Raw genomic sequence first — 20,450 nt, forward strand, 5'->3', positions numbered from 1 at the left:
TTAGGTTCGGTCTGAATTTGTCAGAAATGAAACGTAAAAAAAAATCAAAATTCGGGCGCTCGAAACAATAAAGACAATTTGGAGCGACCGTCGGGGGGCGTGTGGGAACAGCGAACCGGGATGGTCGATTCGCCCACTATTTCCTTGGTTCTTCCATGCACCGCTTTCGATTGCTTGGCCGCCTTGCCGGCTTGGTCACAGACCGTTCTTCATTCGCCGCATTGCTCTTCGGAGTCATCGGCATTGCGTATTCGGCGCCGTCGCTGGCCGCGCTCGATGTATCGATGAGCGTGGCCCCGGGCTATGCCAATCCGATCAATCCGGGCGACGTGACCGCGTTTCGCATTACGTTGACCAACAGCGATCCGACCGGGCCGGTAACGAATGTCCAATTTACCGACAGCATGCCCGCGGCACTGAAAGTCGCAGGTGTCGGCGTGAAGAGCTATGTCTGCGTCGACGGCACCGGAACAGCCGCGGCATCGGCAGGGACGGTCGGCGTGACGCTGGGGGGAAGCGACATTACGCTGTCCAACGGCGTTCTCCCGGTGGCTGTGCTCAATGGCGCGAGCGGCCGTTGCGACATCGATGTTGAAGTCACTTCGACTGCGGCCGGCACTTCGCCGGTCAATACCATTGCGGTCAATGCGGTGAGCGGTACCGATGCCAATGCCGTTACCGTGCGCAATATCGCCCAGGCGCAGCAGTCGATCAATGTGAACAACCTGGCATTGCCTGTCATCAGCAAAAGCTTTTCTTCGTCGACCGTGCTGCTGAGCGAAGGTTCGGTGCGCCTGAGCATCGTCATCAGCAACCCGAGTTCGGCGGCGCTGCCGCTCAATAACGCCGGCGATGCGCCCGGGTTTGCCATCCAGGACGCGCTGCCGACCGGCATGCAGGTGGCGGCGGCCCCGAATGCGTCGGCGAGCTGCTCCGGCAGCGGCGCGGCGCCGACATTCGCGCCGGCTGCCGGCGCCACGACCGTGACCGCGTATGGCGGCACCGTGGCGGCAGGCGGTACGTGCACGATGGCCGTCGATGTGGTGGGCGTGGCCAGCAGCGGCCGTTACAGCAATACGCTCAATAACGTCATCAGCCGCACCACGGGTTTCGGCAACAAGCGCGGGCTGGTTCCGGTGGCCGATGCGACCGCATCGGTGTCGGTGCTCTCGCAACTGCAGGTGTCGAAGCAATTCGCCCTGACCACGATCAGCGCCGGCCAGACATCGGCGCTGACCATCACCTTGCGTAACGTCAGCACCATCAGCGCCATCGCGCTCAACAGCTTTACCGACAGTCCAATCGATGGCGTGGGCGTTGCCGGTTACGGCCTGCGCGTGGCCGGCACGCCGACGACGACCTGCAACACCGGGGTGGTGAAGACGGCAAACGACTATGGCATCAGCTTTGCCAATGCCGGATCGCTTGCCCCAGGCGCAAGCTGCACGATTACCGTGCCTTTCAGCGGCACCTTGCAAACGGCGGGAACACCGCTGTCCTTCACCAATACGATTCCGGAAGGGGCCATCGATACCAACGGTTCCGGTGTCGTCAGCCAACGCGCAACCCATTCGGTGACGGTGGTCGACCAGTTGCTGGTGCAAAAGCAATCCAGCCCCGACAAGGTCGCGCCGGGTAACCCGATTCGCTACACGATCACCGTCAATAATTATTCGTCGAGCCCGATGAGCAATGTCGCGGTGAACGACCTCTTGCCAAGCGGCGTCATCGGCTTGCCGTCATTGGCCGGCGCACCGGGCGGCGGGGTGCCGAGCCTGTCGGGCAGCGGATGTTCGGCGCTCTCGCATGACATTCCCGCATTGCCGCTGACAAACGGCAACCTGCATTTCACGATTGGGAACTTCCCCGCAGGGACGGGGCCATCGCCCGGCACGTGTTCGATCACCTTCTGGGCGATGCTGCCCAAAGGTGCGGGCAATGGCGTGACGATTACCAACCAGCTGCCGGCGGGATCGGTCGGCGTCGGCGGCATCTTCAACAGCAACGTCTCGGGAGCCAGCGCCATCGTCACCGATGCGCTGACCATCGGCAAGGTATTCAATCCGCAGAATGCGTTTGAGGGCACGGTATCGCTGCTCACGCTGACCTTGACCAACACCACGGCCAATGCCATCACCGGATTGAACTTCACCGACAACCTGCCGGCAGGTTCCGGTGGGGGGCAACTGATGGTGGCCAATCCTGCCGACGCATCCACCAGTTGCACCAATGGCACCGTGACGGCAACGCCCGGTTCCAATTCGATCTCGTTGTCCGGCGCCACGCTGGCCGGCCGCAGCAGCAATGGCGCCGGTGATTTCGTCAGCTGCCAGGTGCAGGTCAAGGTGATCGGCCCGGCCGATAGCTACATCAATACCTTGCCGGCCGCTGCACTGACCGGGACCACCACCTATGCCGATGGCAGCCCCGCCAGCCTGGCCAGCCCCGGGCCGGTGTCCGCCTCGCTGACATATGGCGCGGCCTTGCAGGCAGTCAAAACGTTTGCGCCGACGACGATCAGTGCCGGCGGCAAGTCGACGGTCCGCCTCAGCCTGAGCAACATCGGCACCGGCACGTTGAATAACGTCGGTGCGATCGATCCGTTGCCGGCCAACATGACCATCGCCTCATCGCCCAATGCGTACAGCACTTGCGGCGGATCGCCGGTGATCACTGCCGTGGCGGGAGCGTCGACCGCATCGATCTCCGGTGTGGTGCTGCCGCCGTCCGGCCGTTGCGATTTCCTGTTCGATGTCACCGGGACCGGCGGCAGCGCATGGGTCAATACGATCCCGGTGGGCAATGTCACCGCCACCGGCGGCGTGAAGAACACGACGCCGGTGACCGCCACACTGAACAACAGCACCAGCGGCGCCGTCTCGGTGACCAACAATACCGGCCCGAACAACCTGTCCGCGCCGGGCCAGTCCAGCGTGCTTACGGTCAATATCCAGAACGGCGGTTCGATCGGCCTGACGGGCCTGAACCTGACCAACTACTTCACCGTCGGCGGCACGGCCGGTGGCGCCTTGACCGGCATGCAGCTGGCATCCTCGCCGGCCCTGGCGACGACTTGCCAGGGCGGTATCGTCAGCGCCAATGCCGATGGCACCCGCATCACGCTGTCCAATGCCAATTTGCCTGCCGGCCAAACCTGCTCGATTACGGCCAATGTGACCATGACGACGACCGGCACCGTGCAGGATACGATCCCGGTCGGCGCCATCAGCAACGACCAAAGCATCAGCAACACGACACTGACCGTGACCAGCCTCTCGGCCAGCGGCAATATCGGCGTGGTCAAGACATTCATCCCGGCGGTGGTCAAGCCGGGCACGCAGGCGCGCCTGCGCCTGACCTTCCTCAATGCAGTCGGGCTGCCGCTGACCAACATGGCGGCAACCGACAACCTGCCCGCGGGCCTGGTTGTCGCTTCCAATCCGAATGCGGCCACCACATGTACCGGCGCCACGGTGACGTCGACCGCGTCGCAAGTGCGCGTGACCGGCGCGTCGCTGCCGGCGGCCTCAAACGGGGTGGCGCAGAGCTGCTATGCGGAAATCGATGTGATGGCCGCGACGGAGGGCGCCTATGTCAACGTGATTGCAGCCGGTGAGGTAACGGGAACCATCGGCGGCGGCAATGCCAGCAACCCGGCGCCCGGCACGTCTACCCTGCAGGCGCGCCAGCCGGTGACGATCGCCAAGGCATTTTCCCCGGCCCAGACGTCGCCCGGCACGCCTTCCACGGTCACCCTTACTCTGACCAACAGCAACGTGATTGCGCTGACCGGGGTACGCCTGACGGATGTGCTTCCGGCAAATGTCGTCGTCGCACAGGTGCCGAACGCGTCTACCACTTGCGCCGGCGGCTATGTGTCGGCAGCGGTATCGGCGACTTCCGCCACCCTGACCGGCGGGACCATTCCGGCCAACGGTGCGTGCACCGTCAAGTTCGATGTGGTCAGCAATATCTCCGGCATTTATGTCAATACGATCGCGGCCGGCGGATTGGTGAGCGCCGAAGGCGTGACCAATGAAAACCCTGCCAGCGCCACCCTGACATTGCTGGATCCGCCATCGGTCAGCAAGCAGTTCAGCCCGGTATCGATCGCCTCGGGCGGCGTATCGACCCTGACCATCGTGCTGGGCAACACCAATGCGACCGCGGCAACCCTTGCGGCCGACCTGGTCGATACCTTGCCGACGTCGCCCGGGCCCATCGTGGTTGCCTCCCCGGCCAACATCGGCGGCACCTGCACCACCGCGCGCGTCACTGCGGCGGCAGGTTCGGGAACCATGACTTACAGCAGCGGCTCGACCATCCCGGCGGGCGGCTGCACCATCACCGTCAATGTCACCGGCACGGCGGCCGGCACCTATAACAACTTCATCGCCAGCGGCGCATTGAAGACCAATGCGGGCAACAACGTGCAGCCGGCCACGGCCAACCTGACGATCAGTCCGCTCGGGTTCATCTCGGGCAAGGTCTTCAAGGACAACAAGGTCACGCCCAATGGCATCTTCCAGCAGGGCACCGACATCGGCATCGCCAATGTTTCCGTGGTGCTGACCGGCACCAGCTATGGCCCCGACGGCGTACCGGGCGGCGGCGACGATAGCGCGGTGAGCCTGTCCACGGTGACCGACGCGCTGGGCAACTATGCGTTCGTGGGTCTCAGCGCGGGAACCTATGTGGTGACCGAGCCGAACCAGCCGCCCGGCACCAATAACGGCATCACGACAGCCGGCACGATTTCCGTCGGCACCGGTACGCCAGGCGTGGCGACCCCGGTGACGACGACGCCGAGCCGCATCTCCGGCATCGTCCTGCAACGTGATGTGGGCGGCCAGGTGGCCTCGTCGCCCAACAACAACTTTGCCGAAGTCGTGCCGTCGTCGATTTCCGGCATGGTCTTCCTCGACCAGAACAACAATGGCGTGAAGGATCTGGCCGACACGGCGTTGGAAGGCGTCACCATCGAGCTGCTCAACGGCAGCGGCGCGGTAGTGGCAACGACGACGACCGATGCCAGCGGCGCATATGCCTTTGCCAACCTGGCGCCAGGCACCTATTCGGTACGCGAGCCGACGCAGCCGGCAGGCACAGCCAACGGGATCACTACGGCAGGCGCCGTCGGCAATGGCGGTACGGCAGGCATCCCGACCAACCCGGCTACGCTGCCCAGCCGCATTTCGTCCATCGTTTTGCCGCCGGCCACCCACAGCAGCGGCAACAACTTTGCGGAAATCCCGAGCGGCCGCCAGATCTCCGGCCGCGTATTTGCCGATGTCGATAACGATGGGCTGTTCAACAACACCGACAGCGGCTTGTCCGGCGTGGTGCTCAACCTGACCGGCACCGATACCAACGGCAATGCCATTACCCGCACCACGACCACCACGGCCGACGGCCGCTATAGCTTCGTCGGGCTGCCGGAAGGCACCTATACCGTGACCGAACCGACGCAGCCGCCGCGCACCAATAACGGCATCACCACCGCGGGCACGGCCGGCGGCACGGCCACTCCGGTCGGGGTGGTGCCATCGGCCATCAGCAACATCAATCTGACGGGCAACAACACGACATCGGCCGAGAACAACTTCGCCGAGGTGCCGATCCTGGTCGGCGTGGTCTCGGGGAGGGTCTATGTCGATACCAACGGCAACGGCGTGGTCGATCCCGGCGAGGTTGGCATTGCGGGCGTCACCATGCGCCTGTCCGGCACCGACATCCACGGCAACGCGGTCAACCTGACTACCACCACAGCCGCAGACGGCCGCTACAGTTTCGCCAATTTGCAGCCGAGCAATGCCACCGGCTACATCATCACCGAAGTGCAGCCGGCGCTGTATGCCGACGGTCGTACCACGGTGGCGCCGGGCAACCCCGGTGTACCTGCCTCGGTCAAGCCGGTGTTGCCCAACAATGCCGACATCATCCGCAATGTGGTCGTGCAGGCGGGAGACAACCTGGCCGACTACAACTTCGGCGAAGGCGGCGCGCTGACGTTGCGCCCACCGATTGTCAATGGCTACGTCTACCTCGACAGCAACCACAGCCGCGTGCGCCCCGACGACGGTTCCGCCGCCGGCGTGGCAGGCTGGACAGTCAAGCTGACCCAGGCCGGCGCGTTGATCTGCACCGTCACCACCGACGCCAACGGCTTCTACCAGTTCGACAACCTGCATTGCCCCGGCTATGAGGTTTCCGGCTTGCCGACCGGTTCCAACTTTGAGATCGCCTTCAGCCGCGATGGCAATGTGCTGCCCCAGGTGCCGACTTCGGGCGGAAGCCGCGGCAATACCAACAGCGGCGGCAAGATCACCGGCATCACGCTCACCGCGGCCGATGAAGTGATCGAGCAGAACCTGCCGCTGGATCCGTCGGGCGTGGTGTATGACTCGCAGACCCGCCAGCCGATCTCCGGCGCGACCGTGACCATCTCGGGGCCGGCCGGCTTCAATCCGGCGACCCATCTGGTCGGCGGCAGCGCCAGCCAGGTCACCGGCGCCGACGGTTTCTACCAGTTCCTGCTGCAGAACGCATTTCCGCCGGGTATCTATACGCTGACCGTCACCAGCCCCGGCGGCTATCTGCCGGCGCCGTCGTCCAGCCTGCCGCCATGCAACGGCACGGTCACGGTGGGCGGCGTTCCGAACCCGGCGCTGGTCCAGGCCAGCAACACCGCGCCGGCATTGGCGGTCGCTGCTGCCAATCCGGCGGCCTGCGTGGGGATCGTGGCAGGTGGCGCGCCGACCACGCAGTACTACATGAGCTTCGTGATCACCGCGGCGTCGGCGGACATCCTGAATAACCACATCCCGCTGGACCAGGCCAACAGCGATGTCATCACGGTGTTCAAGACCACGCCGATGGTGAACGTGTCGCGCGGCGACCTGGTGCCGTACACCATCACCGCCGTCAACAACAAGGGTTATGCGATCACCGGCGTGAACGTGCGCGACCAGGTTCCGGCAGGCTTCAAGTACCGCACCGGCAGCGCCACCTACAACGGCGTGCGGGCCGAGCCAGCAGTAAGCGGCCGCCTGCTCACCTGGACCAGCCAGAACTTCGCTCCCAATGAGAAGAAGACTTACCGCCTGATCCTGGTGGTCGGTACGGGCGTCGGCGACGGCACCTATATCAACCAGGCCTGGGCCGGAAGTTCATCCAATGCCTTGCTCTCGCGCATTGCCCAGGCGCCGGTGCGCATCGTCCCCGACCCGACCTTCGATTGCCCGGACATCATCGGCAAGGTGTTCGACGACCAGAACGCCAACGGCTACCAGGACGATGGTGAACCCGGCATCCCTGCCGTGCGCCTGGTCACCCCACGTGGCCTGCTGGTGATGACCGATGCGGAAGGGCGGTTCCACGTGCCATGCCCGGATATCCCCAACCAGGACCGCGGCGCCAACTTCGTGATGAAGCTCGACGAGCGCACGCTCCCCAGCGGCTATCGGGTGACCACAGAAAATCCCCGCGATGTACGCATCACGCGCGGCAAGGTGACCAAGCTCAATTTCGGCGCCACGATCCACCGCGTGGTCCGGCTGGAACTGAGCGACAGTGCCTTCGTGGCCGGCAAGACGGAACTGCAGGCGCAATGGCAGGCGCAGCTGGATGCGCTGCCGCAGCAGCTGCGCCAACGGCCGTCCGTGGTGCGCCTGGCCTACCAGGCCGGCAGCGATGCTCCTGATCTGGTGCGCCAACGCATCGATGCGATACGCAAGCAGATCCAGGACCGCTGGCACGCGCTGAAAGGGGAATACACGCTCAATATTGAAACCGAGGACGCACAATGAAAACAAGACGTCGCCCGACATCTGCCCCCACGTTACGCGCCAGGAAGCTCGCCGTCGTACTGAGCGCCGTGGGGCTTGCCTGCCTGCCGGTACGCGCGCAAGAAAGCGGCAACGCCATCGCGGCTGATGCCGACGGCGCCCAGATCCGGGGCAAGATGGTGGACCGCAGCCGCACGTTGCTGGAACCGGTCGCGCCGAATACCGAAATCCAGTCCTCCCAGTTCGGGCAGTTGCCGCCATCGGCGCTGACCGATGGCGAGAAACGCGTGATGCTGGAAACCGTTGCCCCGGAAAGCGAAGCCCAGGGCAAGCTGAAAATCGAGGACGAGGTGGCCGGCAGCTACTTCGCTTCCGGACGGGCCGTGCTGACGCCGCGCACCGTCGCCGCCTTGAACGGGCTGGTGGCGTCGCTGCAGGGAAAGCGCGATATCCATATCGAGATCATCGGCCATACCGACAACCAGCGCATCGCCGCCTCGCTGCGGCCGACGTTTGCCGACAACCAGGCGTTGTCCGAGGCGCGTTCGCTGGCAGTAGCGCAATTCCTCAGGCAGGGCCTGCAATTGCCGGCCGAGGCGTTTTCGGTCAGCGGCCGGGGCGAATCGCAGCCGGTGGCCAGCAATAACACGCCGGAAGGCATGGCGAAGAACCGGCGCGTTGAATTGCGCGTGTGGTACCGCGAAGCGCCAGTGGCGGTCACGCGTGAAAAGCTGGTCGACCACAATGCATGCGTGGCCAATCCGGCCGCAACCGAGATGCCGTTTTCCATCACCGTGGACGGCCATCCGGTCGAGCTGGACAACCAGGCCCAGGAGGCCGACCGCCAGCGCTGCGTCGACGTTGCGCTGGAGAAGGCCGACATCCAGATCAAGTTCGACCCGCTCAATACCGTTCCGGCACTGAACATCTGGGTTGCGCCGAGCACCGCCGTGCGCGGCCGGCCGATTTATTTCGGCACCTATACCAATTACGTCTGGTGGCAGAAGAAAGCCGAATTGCGCGTGTTCGCCAAGGGCCAGTCGGCCCAGCAGACGCCGTTTGCAGTGGTGCCGTTTGCGCCGGGCGAGGCGGTGCAGTGGCAGGCGCCGGACAACGCGCCCGACGAGCTGGTGTATCTGATGCGCGTCTATGACAAGAATGGCCAGTTCGACGAGACGCTGGTCAAGCCGCTGCGCCTGGCCGAGCGTGCCGACGCCTTGTCCAATGCCGAACGCCAGCAACGCGAAAAGCTGGCAGGATGGGGCGAGTCCGGCCTGAACCTGAAGAACATACCGGCCCGTGGCGGCTCGGTCTCCATCAGCGGCGAACATGTCAAGAATGGCGACAGCATCAGCGCCATGGGCATGCCGGTACCGGTGGACGAGAAGGGCAAGTTCGCCATGCGCCAGATCCTGCCGCCTGGTCCGCATCAGGTCGAGGTCGCGGTACGCGACAGCGACGGCAAGGCCGCGATCTTCCGCCGCAACCTTTCGATCGCCGACCAGGACTGGTTCTACTTCGTCGTGGGCGACCTGACGGTAGGCCAGGACCGTACCACCGGCCCGGCGCAATTGGTCACGACCGATACCTCGCACTACAACAACGAGACCTGGATCGATGGCCGGGGCGCGTTCTACCTGAAGGGCAAGATCAAAGGCGACTATTTGCTGACGGCCAGTGCCGACACGCGCGAACAGCCGCTGCGCGACCTGTTCTCCAACTTCCAGACGAAAGACCCCAACTACCTGCTGCGCCGCATCGACCCTGACCGCTATTACCCGGTCTACGGCGACGACAGCACCATTACCGACGACGCGCCGACGCAGGGCAAGTTCTACGTCAAGTTGGAAAAGGATTCGTCCTATGTAATGTGGGGTAACTTCCAGACCGCCTGGACCGGTACGGAGCTGACGCAATACAGCCGCGGCCTCTATGGCGCCAATGCGATGTGGAACTCGAAGGAGGCGACGCGCTACGGCGAGAAGGTGACCAGCGTGAATGCCTTTGTGGCAGACCCCGGTACCTTGCAGTCGCGCGAGGAATTCCGCGGCACCGGCGGTTCGCTGTACTACCTGCACCATCTCGACCTGACCGAAGGGTCTGAGCGACTCTGGGTTGAAATCCGCGACAAGGATTCCGGCCTGGTGATCCAGCGTACCCCGCTGACGCCGGCGCAGGACTACGAGATCAACTACCTGCAAGGCCGTCTCACATTGCGGGCGCCGCTGCCATCGGTGGCCGACGGCAGCACGCTGGTGCAGACCTCCAGCGCCAGCGGCAACCCGGTGTACCTAGTGACGACCTACGAGTACGTGCCGGGCCTGTCCGAAATCAGCTCCAGCGCCGTTGGCCTGCGCGCCAGCCATTGGTTCAACGACCACCTGCGCCTGGGCACGACGATCTACCGCCAGGGAGAGGGCGACAACCAGCAGAACCTCAAGGGCATCGATGCGACCTTCCGCCATACGCCCGGCACTTGGGTCAAGGGCGAACTGGCGCGCTCCAGCGGCATCGGCAGCGAAAGCCTGAGCTCGATCACCGGCGGTTACGATTTTGTGGCGAACCAGCGCACTGGCGATGGCGCCACCGCGCGCCGTATCGACGCTGCGGTCGACCTGGGCGATGTGAGCGAGTTCAAAGGCCGCCTGACCGGCTATTGGCAAGAACGCGATCCGAACTTCTCCGGGCCCGGCGCAACCTTGCCAAGTGGCGAAGGACTGTCGCAGAAGGGCATGAGTGCGACTGTGCCGATCGGCGACCGTACCGAGTTTGCCGCCAAGGTCGACACGCGCGAGCAGGTCAACAGTACCGCCAGCCAAAGCGCCAACTCGACGGAAGCGGCGGTGCGGCACAAGATCGATGCCGAATGGGGCGTCTCGGTCGGGGTGCGGCATGACAATCGGTCGGGCATCAATCCGACCGGCGTGATCAACAACGCCAGCTCGCTGCTCTCGCAGAACGGCGCGCGCAATGACGTGATCATGCGGGTGGATTATCGTCCGCTGGAAGAGGGCGAGGCGGAGAAAGCCGTCGCGATGGAAGCTGCGCAAGCGGCCGCCGCCGACAGCGGCAAGGCGCTGGTGGACACGGTGCCGGCGACCAACCTGGGCACGGCGCCGCCGGCTACCGGCTCGGTCTTGCTGACGCCGTCCTCGAACGGCCCGGCATCGTCCATCGTACCGACCACCGGCGTCTCCGCTTCCTCCGAGGTGCGCACCAGCCGCGATGCGACTTCCGCAGCCGGTGTGGCGGCGGCACGCGTGGCAGGCCTGCAGTACAAGTCCTGGGATAGCTATGCATTCGTCCAGGGCACGGTCAGCCGCAGCGGCGACCGCACCGACAATGACCGCATCGGTGTCGGCGGCAGCTGGCGCGCGACCGATAAATTGCGGCTGGGGGCGGAAGCCTCGGGCGGCGACGGCGGCGCAGGCGGGCGGTTGTCGGCCGATTACCAGGTCGATGAGCGCAGCACGGTGTATCTCACCTATACGATGGAGACCGAAAGCGCCGACAGCAACTACGCCGGCCGACAGGCGACGCTGGCCTCGGGGACACACTACCGCTTCAACGACCAGGTCGGCATGTTCGGCGAGACGCGCTGGGCCAACGGCGAAGGGCCGAAGAGCCTGACGCATGCCTTCGGCGTCGACTATGCGCCGGACAACCGCTGGACCTTCGGCGGCAAGTACGAGACCGGCACCCTGTCCGACCCCTTGTCGGGCGACCTCAAGCGTGACGCCATCGGCCTGTCGGCGGCGTTCAAGTACAACGACCTGAAATATGCCAGCGCCATCGAGTACCGCATGGACCGCGGCACCAGCCTGGGCGTGGTCAGCGGAACTTGCCTGACCAATGATACGGCCGGCAATTGCGGCGGCACGGCGGTCAACAACAATCGCCGCACATGGCTGTGGAAGAACCAGGCGCAGTACCAGCTGAGCCCGGCGTGGCGCCTGCTCGGAAAATTCAACCTGTCGCGCAGCAGCAATACGCAAGGGGCGTTCTATGACGGCGACTATACGGAAACCGTCCTCGGTGCCGCCTATCGTCCTATCGACAACGATCGCTGGAACACCTTGTTCAAGTACACCTACTTCTACAACGTGCCTTCGGCAGGGCAAGTCGACGGCGGCGCCTACACCACCAGTTCCACCGGTGGGGCGCTGGACTACGCGCAGAAGAGCCATGTCTTCAACATCGACACTACCTACGATGTGCTGCCGTGGTTGTCGGTCGGCGTGAAATACGGCATGCGCCTGGGGCAGTTGCGCATGTCCAAGACGGAAGGCGAGTGGTTCTCCAGCCGCGCCGACCTGTGGGTGCTGCGCGCCGATTTGCACCTGGTCAAGGAATGGGATGCCCTGGTTGAAGCTCGCCGTCTGCGCGCCAAGGAAGCGGGCGACGCGCGTTCAGGCTTCCTGGCCGGCGTCTATCGCCATGTGAATGAGCACGTGAAGATGGGTGTGGGTTACAACTTCACCGACTTCTCGGACAACCTGACCGATATGTCCTACCGCAGCCGCGGCTGGTTCCTCAACGCATTGGCCACGTTCTGATGTGGGGAGAGAAAGCATCACGCCGCCCGGCAGCCAATGCCGGGCGGCGTGTCGTCAGCAAGAAGATGGAGGCGGGATCAGGGGCGATGCATCACGGCCGACAGGCGATAGCCCAGGCCGCGGTCAGTATGCAGCGGCAATTCGGCGCGGCTGTTCTTGCGCCAGCGGCGGCGCAGGCGGCTGATCAGCTGGTCGAGGCGGCGCTCGTCGTAGTCCAGCCAGTTATGCCCGAGCGCGGTGACGATGTCGCGGCGCGAGACAGTGGTGTGCGGTTTCTTGGAAAGAAGTTCCAGCAGATGCATTTCCTGATGGTTGAGCGCTTCGCGATGTCCGCTGGGCGAGACCAGTTCGCGCTTCATGCCATCGAGCCGCCAACTGCCCGCGCTGAAGCGGCGCACCATCGGCGCCATATGGGCAGAAAGCATTTCCGGCTGGATCGGCTTGGTGAGGTATTGGTCGGCGAACTGGTGCAGGCTGCGGATCTTGTCATCGGTATTGCCGCATTCGCTCAGCAGAATGACGCCGGCCTGCGGGCGCACATGCTGCAGGTGCAGGACGGCCCGGTAACCTTCGCCGTCCGGCATGTCGACGTCAATCATCGCAATGTCGGCATGCGCAATCTGCGGAATGAAATCCTGCATCGACGCCGCTTCGAACACGCAATGGCCTTCCCTTGCCAGCGTCATGCTAAATGCGCGGCGGACTGCCGCAGCCTTTTCCAGTACCAAGATGTTGGCCATGCGATACCTCAATTTTTGTCGTTGTTGGTGATCGGTGTATGCGATGGGAGGCGTGGCTTCCCTATCGTTGCGGCTCCCCTGTGAGCCGCTGCCGCTGTGGCGCCGGACTGTGCCGGCACGGCAATGGCGCGATTATCGCCAGTCAGGTTCGGTCAGAGTAGGGGCTGCTGCGAATGGTTAACAAAGATTAACAATTTCGGCTTGCCTAAACGTTGGCGACGTTTGTGCGAACAGCCGGTGAAAAGGCTGCAATGGCAAAGCAGGAGCGGGTTTGCCGGTATCATGGCGGGTTTCGATGGGGCCGGTGGGCGCTGCATCGATATTGGTTTCCATGTGGAAATTGTGTTCTCTTCGCGGAGGGCGACAAGGAGAAGGACAGTGTCGATGCATATCGCGTTACTTGAAGACGATCCGGATGAGGCGCAGCTGGTGCGCCATATCCTGACCCAAGCCGGCCATACCTGCCGTCATTTCCCGACCGGCGGGAGCCTGATCGACGCTTTGCATCATGAATCATTCGACTTGCTGATCCTTGACTGGATGCTGCCCGACATGACCGGCCACGAGGTGCTGGACTGGGTGCGAGGACATTTGAGCCGCCATGTGCTGGTGCTGCTGCTGAGTAACCGCTCCCTGGAGGAGCATGTCGTGCTGGGCCTGATGGCAGGCGGGGACGACTACATGATCAAGCCTCCGCGGCGCGCCGAATTGCTGGCGCGCGTGCATGCCTTGTCGCGGCGGCTGCAGCCGGGGACGGAGAAAACTCCGGCGTCGGCCCTTGTGCGGGATATTATCGAAACCGGCTTTTACCGCCTGCACCGGGTCTTGCGTACAGTACAGGTGCGCGGCAAACCGGTGGACCTGAAGCCCAAGGAGTTCGAGATTGCCTGCCATCTGTTTGGCAACCTTGGCGGCATCGTCTCGCGCGATACCCTGGTGGAGCAGATATGGGGCCGCGATCTTGTCACCTCGCGCACCCTCGATACGCATATGTCGCAGGTACGCAGCAAACTGGCGCTGCGTCCTGAAAACGGCGTCAAGCTGAATACGATCTATACCCTGGGCTATCGGCTCGACGTGGTCGATCCGGAAGACGACATCTGATCCTCGGCCATCTCGCCGGCTTGCGCATAAGGCAAGCGCAGGATGAAGCGGGCGCCGCCGGACGGCAGATTTTCGGCAAGGATATGCCCGCCATGCCGTTCAACTACCGTCTGCACCAAATTCAATCCAAGGCCTGCGCCAGACTGGGCTGTGGTCCCTGCACGGTAAAACGGCGCGAACACTTGTGCGGAATCGGCTGCCGACAGGCCCGGTCCTTCATCATCGATGCGGCAGACGACTTCCTGAGACAGCTGGCCTTCCAGTGCGATGCTGCAGCGGATCGCGCCTTGTTCGGGACCGTATTTGATGGCGTTGGCGAGCACGTTGCCTAGTGCGCGCACCAGCATCTGGCGCTCGCCGCGTATCCAGTGCGGCTGACCGTCGCTGTCGATGGCGATCGCGACTTGCTTGTCCTGGGCCAGCGCCCACAAATCATCGGCGGCATCGGCCAGCAGGGAATCCATATCAAGATCTTCGAACTGCGGCGGGCCGGAGCGTGCCCGCGCCAGCAAGACGAAATCGTCGGCCAGCGACAAGGTGCTGCGCACCGATTTTTCGATGCGGGAAAAGAGTGTGGCTTCGTCTTGTACCGCCTTGCCCTGGCGGTATAGCGACAACGCGGCAAGGATGGCGGATTGCGGTGCGCGCATGTCATGCGAGATGAAGTTCAGGCTCTGGTCGCGTTGCCGTTCGGCGGTGCGCAGCGCGGTCAGGTCGGTCAGCGAAATGATCCAGCCGATCAGGGCGCCGCGCGCATTGTGCGAGGCTGTGCCGCGCACCAGGAGAATACGGCCGAGCGGGTCCGTGATTTCGATGCCGGCTGTGCCGGCTCCCGCCATCAAGTGCGCAGGCCAGCTACGGTCGTTCTGGGTGGACGCAATCGACGCGATCAGGCGGGCGATGTCCTGGCCCTGTCCAAGCGGCATTTTCAGCGGGAGGAACAGCTCTTGCGCCTTGCGGTTGAACAGCATCAGGCGGCCTTCCTGATCGATTACCAGATTCGCATCCGGCATGCTGTCGAGGTTGTCCGCGACGAACTGGTGCAGATCCAGCATACGGCGCGTAGCGGCGCGTGCGGCTTCAATCCGGCGTTCGAGGAATTCCCAGCGGCGCCGCGCGGGACGCGGACGGATTGGCAGCGGCACGCTGGCGGCCAGCCGGATGGTTTCCTCATCGAGGTAGCGCAAGGCCGATTCAAGCCGGCGCCAGCTCCATAGCGGGTACACCAGCCAAAGCAGCAGCAGCGATCCGGAAGGGGCCAGCCAGATGTCGTGCCGGAACAGCAGCATGCAGGCGGCGGCAACCAGTATCGTCAACAGCACGCTCAGGCCCAGTGCGGCGCGCGGCGAGAGAACAGTGAAGCCGAGCAGTACGAGCAGCGCAGGCAAGGCGGTAAAGACGACGGCTATTGTCGTGGACGGTGTGCGGATGTTGCGGCCTTCGCGCAGTGCGCCGAAGATGTTGGCGTGGATTTCCACACCGGACATCAATCCCGGATGCGACCCTTGCGGTATGGGAAACAGATCCCCCAGGCCGGCGCCGACCACGCCGACCAGCACCGTCTTGTCACGGAAGAAGGCGGCCGGAACGGTTCCGTGCAATACGTCGATATAAGAAACATGGTGGAAATGGCCGGCAGGACCGAAGAAGGGAATGCGCAGCAGGCGTTCGCCATCGTCCTTGGCCAGGTAGTTTGCATCGGGCGAGGCCAGGCGATTGAGCGCGGCGCCGAACGCGAGCCAGCGGTAGCGCCCCAGGTATTCATGCAAATTGACATTGCGGACGCGGCCATCGCCGCCGATATTCAGCTGGATGTGGCCCAGTCCTGCCGCCGCGGCAGCCAGGGACGGAATGGGCAGGCGAGGGGCGATGCCGGCTTCGCTGCGGGTTGTCAGGATGGGCAGGATGACGTTATGCCGGCGTGCCAGCGCCGCAGCCAATGCGTGATCGCCTGCGGTGTTGGCGTTGTCGCTCTCGGTCAGCAGCAGGTCCAGGCCGATGGCCTTGGGCGAGCCATTGTTGAGGACATTGACCAATTGCGCATGGATGCCGCGCTTCCAGGGCCAGCGGCCGAGTTCGGCAATGCTCTTGTCATCGATGGCGACGATGACGATATCGTCCGGGGCCGGACGTTCCAGCGTGGGGACGAGGTGATCGTAGACGATGCGGTCGGCGGCGCGCAGTGCCCCGTCCTGCAGCAGCAGGGCCGCCGCCAGCGTGGCGCAGAACAGGACCAGCCATTCGAAGCGCAGCCAGGCCCGCCTTGCCTCATAGCGCTGGCCGGGGGCGGTCGACGAAGGCGGGATGACGGGATCAGTCCGCACGGACCGGCCCCGGGCCGCTGTTCAGGCTGCCGCCATCACCGGTGCGCCAGCGCCGTTCCACCACGTATTTCTGGGGCGGCGAAAAGGCGCCCCGATAGCCGTCAGGATCGATGCTTTGCACCCGGGCATAGTAAGTACCGGCCTCAGGCGTGGCAAATGACACGGCAGACTCGGTGGTTTCGATGTGCTGGCTGGCGTGTTCGAATCCGGGTGTCGCCGCGCTTTCAAAGACGAATTGCTGGCCGGTTTCCCCGCGCCAGGAAAATCGCATCCGGTCTGCCTCCTGGCTGGCCTCGGGCGCTTGCTGCTGCGGCAGGACCGCCAATGGGGCGGCATCGCTCCACGGGCCTTGGGCGAATTTCCCGGCCTTGTCCGCGATACTGGCCACGCGCCAGTAATACAGTCCTTCCTTCAGGCCGGACTGTTGGTCGTGGTTGGACGCCAGTTCGGGGCGGTCGCTGAGCAGGTCGCTGAAACCGGGATCGCGGGCGATTTGCAAGCGATAGCGGACGGCATCGCCGACCTGCGCCCATTGGAAAGCGATATCGGCCGCGGCGCCGTCCGCCATCCGTACTTTCGGCCCGGGCGTTTGCAGCAGCGGGGCGAACGGCCTCGCTTTGACGTGCAGCGGCTGCACCGCTTCCATGCCTTCCAGGCCGATGCTGTCGATGGCGCTGGCGCGGATGACATAGTCGCCGTCATCCAGGTCGGCAAAGCGCGCCAGTGCCTGGCCATGTCCGCCGGGCACGCGTGTTTCCGCGACGCGATGCAGGCCGTCCTGGTCGGTGGAAACGGTGACGCGAAATGCGGCGGCATCCGGCTGCGCCAGCTGGACGCGAACCGGCAGGCGCTCCTGGACGGCGGCGCCATCCATCCGGGGCGCCGGCAACAAGGGAATCGGCGCCGACTGGCGGCCATCGCTGCCGACCACGCTGCCATAACTGGCGATGATCGGGTGCGCCGCCTGCTGCTTGCCGTTGGCTGTTACGCCGACCGTTCCGTTGAGTACCTCGCTATAGGTCTGCTGCGGTTCGGCATTGACCCGGAAGCGTGTGCCGCGCACGCCGGCAATGGCCAGCGGGGTCTGGATCTGGTACTGGGCGCCGGGCAGCTTGAAGGGCGTGACTTCGGAGCTCACGCGGCCCTGCTTGAGCGTGAGCTGGGTGCGGGAGCGTTCGGTGTAATCCTGGATGCGCAGCAACGTGAGCTGGAGATTGCTCGACGGCGGCAGGGCAAAGGTGGTGCCGTCCTGCAGCTGGAACGTGATGAAGCCATCGTCGTCGGTGACGATCACCGCGCCTTCCGGCACTTGCGCGCCGATCCGGCTGTCGACCACTTCGCCTGCCTTGTTTGTCATGTTGACCGCGCCGCGCAATGCGACGACGGTGGCAAAAGCACTCCTGTCCGGCAGCAGGCGCGAGGGGACGGTAATCTCGCTGCCGATCGGGATGGTGCGGTCGTTGGCGATGCGATTGGCTTTCGCGATGGCAGGCCAGTTTTTGGCGGTGCCGGTGAATTTGAGTGCGATCGAGGAAAGCGTTTCCTGCTGTGCAATGTGATAGGAGATGTCGGCGTTTTTCCTGGCGATCTCTCCGGGAATGCCGAGTTTTCCGGCCATTGCCGGGGCGGAAGCGGCAATGATCAGCATGGCGATGGCCGAGCTTTTCAGGACGGTATGCGTATGCATGCGAATTGTTTCCCCATGGCCGGATGCGCTCAGTGTGAATCGGTTGTCCGATCCTTCGCTTCGTCTCACTTCACTCGTTGGACGCAGGCCAAAATGCGCGAGCATACTACGAGCGGCTAGTCGATGCTGACATTTTCTGACTGCTTTCCCTGAGCCGAATCAAACGCGTGAATACGCGGCGCGCCAGGACGGCAATCCCCTTGGGATGTGCTCAGGCTCAGCACATCGTAATTCTTTCTGTGAAGCAATAACCTTTGCCGTGCACGGTTTTGAGTGGCAGGTCGCTGGTGGTGCAGTCGCGCCATTTGCGGCGCAGGCGGCTGACCATTTTTTCCAGTACGCGCTCGTCGAATGCAAGCCAGTCGGTGCCGAACGCATGGGCAATCGTCGAGCGGTCGGCCACATGACGCGAGCTGCCGGCCAGCAGTTTCAGCAAGGTCATTTCCTTGTCATTGATGCCCAATGTATCGTGCCGGGGCGCATGCAAAATGCGTGCGGTCGTGTCCAGCCGCCAGGCATCAGGCGTGACTCGCCGGGCGATCGCATCGATATAAGCGCATAGCACATCGAGCTTGAGCGGCTTCGATTCGCAGAAGTCGGCGCCGGCGACCAGGCCCTTGATGCGGGAGTGCGTACTGTCATGCTCATCGGCCAGCAGCACGATGCCCACGCGCGGGTCGGCTCGCCGTATCGATTCGGTGAGTGCCTGGCCGCCGCCGTCATCCAGGCCGGCATCGATGACCACGATATCGACGTTGCCGTTGCCAAGGGCGGCGCCGGTTGCGGCCGGGCGCCGGCTGACCGCATGTCCGCGCTGCTCCAGGTACTGCGGCAGAACGCGATCGGGTTCGTCCCCGTGATGGGCATCATGGATTAGCAACACGCGTGCCATGCCCGCCTCCGTCAAGCTTTCGGATGCAGCAGGGGCGCTACTGCGCCATGCGCATGCATGCGAAAGAGAGATTGAAAACGGTGTTCGGCGCGGCAATACATGTTGCTTTTCTCCTTGTTGTGCCGGAAGTTCCCCGCATGGCGAGGCAACGCATCCTTCCGGATCGACGAATAAAGGTAGTCATGTGCTCTTGGTGTTGACGCAGGCGTTATCGAAGAGACGAGGAGCCTGCCATCGGGATGCCGTTGGCAGAACTGCATGCAGATGCCGCGCGCAGTCATCCGGTACCGCAAGGAATGGACATGCCGGGCATTGCCGATTACATTTCCCCTACGCAAGAAATCCCACGGCCGTAGTCTCCCACTGCCGTGTTCCGCCAGACCGGTTGGACCCTCCTTCCAATCCGATGCAGAACGGGGACGAATTTATAGCAAGACAAAGGTTTTGAAACGGGCCGATTTTTGCCACAATGCGCGATTGTTTTGGCAGAGGGAAAAATATTTTGGAAATCCCCGTTTTTTAAGAACTATCAGGTAATTTCCGGGAATTCCTTTTTCAACAACACATGATGCTCAACACCTTGCCCTCGGCTGTTGTGGGCCCTTTGCTGGGACAACGGATCCTGATCGTCGACGATGTCGAGGAGGACCGTATCCTGTTGACCGATTTCCTGCTGCGGCAAGGATGCCGGCTGTATGTCGCCAAAGATGGGCAGGATGGATACCGCAAGGCGCAAAGCGTGCAGCCGGACCTGATCCTGATGGATATCCGCATGCCGGTATGCGACGGGATCGCGGCCTGCCGCCTGCTCAAGGCCAATCCGGGGACGCACGCCATTCCATTGATTTTCCTGAGTGCTGCGGCATCGACCGAAGAGAAGATCGCCGGCCTTGCTGCCGGCGCGGTGGATTACGTCACCAAGCCGTTCGATTTCGAAGAGGTGCGCTTGCGGTTGTGCGTCCATGTCAAATCCAATGCGCAGGGGCGTTCGCAGCAGGAAGCAGGGGAGCCGGAGTGGCCCCAGAACGGCACCAGCACGCTCGATGTCGTCCTGTTCCAGGCGACGCGCCGTTTGCTGCTCGAAGCATTGGACCAGACCCTCGGCTTGAACGAGCTTGCGGCGGCGGTCGGCACCAATGCCCGGCGCCTGAACGCCGCATTCAAGCATTGCGCCGGAGTGACCGTATTCGATTTCCTGCGTGAGGAACGCATGAAGGAAGCGCGCCGCATGCTGTCGGAAACCGCGCTGGAGATCGGCGCCATTGCGCGTGAGGTGGGTTACGGTAGTGCGGCCAATTTTTCAACGGCTTTCCGTGAACGTTTCGGCATGCCGCCGAGCCAGTTCCGCCGCTGACAGCAA

General features: G+C 63.6%; 9 protein-coding genes. 4 read left to right on the forward strand and 5 right to left on the reverse strand.

The window, feature by feature from the left end; translation table 11 throughout:
* Nucleotides 1-155: 155 nt before the first annotated feature.
* Nucleotides 156-7,808, forward strand: coding sequence for a DUF7933 domain-containing protein (locus AKL28_RS18880; protein WP_082221574.1), 7,653 nt, complete (start codon nucleotides 156-158; stop codon nucleotides 7,806-7,808).
* Nucleotides 7,805-12,343 (forward strand): OmpA family protein, encoded by a 4,539-nt coding sequence (locus tag AKL28_RS18885; protein WP_082221575.1) that lies wholly within the window; start codon nucleotides 7,805-7,807, stop codon nucleotides 12,341-12,343. The genes AKL28_RS18880 and AKL28_RS18885 overlap by 4 nt, the downstream gene beginning before the upstream one ends.
* A 77-nt stretch (nucleotides 12,344-12,420) precedes the next feature.
* Here the strand turns inward: AKL28_RS18885 and AKL28_RS18890 are convergent, their stop codons facing one another.
* Together AKL28_RS18890 and AKL28_RS24590 are read right to left on the reverse strand one after the other, a co-directional pair.
* Entirely contained in the window at nucleotides 12,421-13,083 is a 663-nt protein-coding gene (locus AKL28_RS18890) for a response regulator transcription factor (RefSeq protein ID WP_050469710.1), read from the reverse strand.
* Nucleotides 13,084-13,260: 177 nt separating this feature from the next.
* The gene (locus tag AKL28_RS24590; RefSeq protein WP_156226406.1) at nucleotides 13,261-13,416 is read right to left on the reverse strand and encodes a hypothetical protein; all 156 of its coding nucleotides are present in this window, start codon (nucleotides 13,414-13,416) and stop codon (nucleotides 13,261-13,263) included.
* A 51-nt stretch (nucleotides 13,417-13,467) separates the two neighbouring features.
* Here AKL28_RS24590 and AKL28_RS18895 point away from each other — a divergent pair, with 51 nt between their 5' ends.
* Nucleotides 13,468-14,187: a response regulator transcription factor gene (locus AKL28_RS18895; protein WP_050469711.1), complete on the forward strand. Its 720-nt coding sequence runs from the start codon at nucleotides 13,468-13,470 to the stop codon at nucleotides 14,185-14,187.
* On the opposite strand, the gene AKL28_RS18900 is transcribed toward AKL28_RS18895, so the two are convergent.
* The 3 genes from AKL28_RS18900 to AKL28_RS18910 all read right to left on the reverse strand — a co-directional run bounded on the left by AKL28_RS18900 (nucleotide 14,148) and on the right by AKL28_RS18910 (nucleotide 19,090).
* Nucleotides 14,148-16,511, reverse strand: coding sequence for a CHASE2 domain-containing protein (locus AKL28_RS18900; RefSeq protein WP_050469712.1), 2,364 nt, complete (start codon nucleotides 16,509-16,511; stop codon nucleotides 14,148-14,150). The genes AKL28_RS18895 and AKL28_RS18900 overlap by 40 nt on opposite strands.
* Nucleotides 16,501-18,198 carry a FecR domain-containing protein gene (locus AKL28_RS18905; RefSeq protein ID WP_050469713.1) on the reverse strand — a complete coding sequence of 566 codons (1,698 nt, stop codon included), beginning with the start codon at nucleotides 18,196-18,198 and terminating at the stop codon, nucleotides 16,501-16,503. Before AKL28_RS18905 ends, AKL28_RS18900 begins: the two co-directional genes overlap by 11 nt.
* A 217-nt stretch (nucleotides 18,199-18,415) precedes the next feature.
* Nucleotides 18,416-19,090 (reverse strand): response regulator transcription factor, encoded by a 675-nt coding sequence (locus AKL28_RS18910; RefSeq protein ID WP_050469714.1) that lies wholly within the window; start codon nucleotides 19,088-19,090, stop codon nucleotides 18,416-18,418.
* A gap of 565 nt (nucleotides 19,091-19,655) precedes the next feature.
* Here AKL28_RS18910 and AKL28_RS18915 point away from each other — a divergent pair.
* The gene (locus AKL28_RS18915; protein WP_050469715.1) at nucleotides 19,656-20,444 is read left to right on the forward strand and encodes a response regulator transcription factor; all 789 of its coding nucleotides are present in this window, start codon (nucleotides 19,656-19,658) and stop codon (nucleotides 20,442-20,444) included.
* Nucleotides 20,445-20,450 lie beyond the last annotated feature (6 nt).

The organism is Herbaspirillum chlorophenolicum, from assembly GCF_001189955.1.
In the GTDB taxonomy this organism is placed as follows: domain Bacteria; phylum Pseudomonadota; class Gammaproteobacteria; order Burkholderiales; family Burkholderiaceae_D; genus Herbaspirillum; species Herbaspirillum chlorophenolicum.

Bases quoted from the DNA above. Each gene is read 5' to 3' on its own strand.
- AKL28_RS18880 (WP_082221574.1), top strand. From the start codon at position 156: ATGCACCGCTTTCGATTGCTTGGCCGCCTTGCCGGCTTGGTCACAGAC.
- AKL28_RS18885 (WP_082221575.1), top strand. From the start codon at position 7,805: ATGAAAACAAGACGTCGCCCGACATCTGCCCCCACGTTACGCGCCAGG.
- AKL28_RS18890 (WP_050469710.1), bottom strand. From the start codon at position 13,083: ATGGCCAACATCTTGGTACTGGAAAAGGCTGCGGCAGTCCGCCGCGCA.
- AKL28_RS24590 (WP_156226406.1), bottom strand. From the start codon at position 13,416: ATGGAAACCAATATCGATGCAGCGCCCACCGGCCCCATCGAAACCCGC.
- AKL28_RS18895 (WP_050469711.1), top strand. From the start codon at position 13,468: ATGCATATCGCGTTACTTGAAGACGATCCGGATGAGGCGCAGCTGGTG.
- AKL28_RS18905 (WP_050469713.1), bottom strand. From the start codon at position 18,198: ATGCATACGCATACCGTCCTGAAAAGCTCGGCCATCGCCATGCTGATC.
- AKL28_RS18910 (WP_050469714.1), bottom strand. From the start codon at position 19,090: ATGGCACGCGTGTTGCTAATCCATGATGCCCATCACGGGGACGAACCC.
- AKL28_RS18915 (WP_050469715.1), top strand. From the start codon at position 19,656: ATGATGCTCAACACCTTGCCCTCGGCTGTTGTGGGCCCTTTGCTGGGA.